This is a genomic window from Vibrio sp. 811, from assembly GCF_033339195.1.
On the sequence record NZ_JAWOUB010000136.1, the window covers coordinates 1 to 1,002 of the forward strand.

General features: G+C 44.5%; 1 pseudogene. It reads left to right on the forward strand.

From position 1 onward, the window contains the following. Nucleotides 1-6: 6 nt before the first annotated feature. Nucleotides 7-1,002 (forward strand): annotated as a pseudogene (locus R7Q46_RS25365) (nucleoside recognition domain-containing protein); the annotation flags it as partial.

The window sequence follows — 1,002 nt, forward strand, 5'->3', positions numbered from 1 at the left end:
ATGTAAGCAGCGATCGAGCATATTTCTTCTCTATTTAACGATCAAACCGTTTCTCATCGTGCATTAGCGATTCGTGCTCTAGAAAAAGACACGATGGTTCTCAATAGCCTTTCCGATCTTGATAGAAGCAAAGTACTGGAAGCGATTGCGACTTTAGATTTGGATATTGATTTACACGTTGCGGATACCAAATACACTCATCTGCACGAACAATGCAAAAAAGTTCGCCGCAGTGAAGGCAAACTCAGCCGCAGTGTTACCGAAAAACTTGATCAGTTTATTTTGAACAAGTGGGTGGGGATTCCATTCTTCTTTGTTGTGATGTACCTAATGTTTATGTTCTCGATTAACATTGGTAGTGCATTTATCGATTTCTTTGATATCGGCGTTGGCGCACTTTTGGTTGATGGCGGTCATCACCTATTGGATGGTCATTTGCCAGTTTGGCTTGTGACGGTTATTGCCGATGGTATTGGTGGCGGTATCCAAACGGTAGCGACCTTTATTCCTGTCATTGCGTGTTTGTATTTGTTCCTAGCTGTGCTTGAGAGTTCGGGTTATATGGCTCGCGCTGCGTTTGTACTCGATAAAGTGATGCAGAAAATCGGCTTGCCGGGTAAAGCGTTTGTGCCGTTGGTTCTTGGTTTTGGTTGTAACGTGCCGTCAATCATGGCAACACGCACTCTAGACCAAGAACGTGAGCGTAAATTAGCGGCATCGATGGCGCCATTTATGTCATGTGGTGCTCGTTTACCTGTATATGCACTGTTTGCGGCGGCGTTCTTTCCTGGTTCTGGTCAAAACATTGTCTTTGCACTTTATCTATTAGGTATTGTGGCTGCGATCTTCACCGGTCTTTTCTTAAAGCACACTCTTTACCCTGGCAGCAGCGATAGCTTAGTCATGGAAATGCCAGACTACGAATTGCCAACATTGCAAAACGTCGTGATCAAAACTTGGCAAAAGCTTAAGCGCTTCGTGCTAGGTGCAGGTAAAACCATC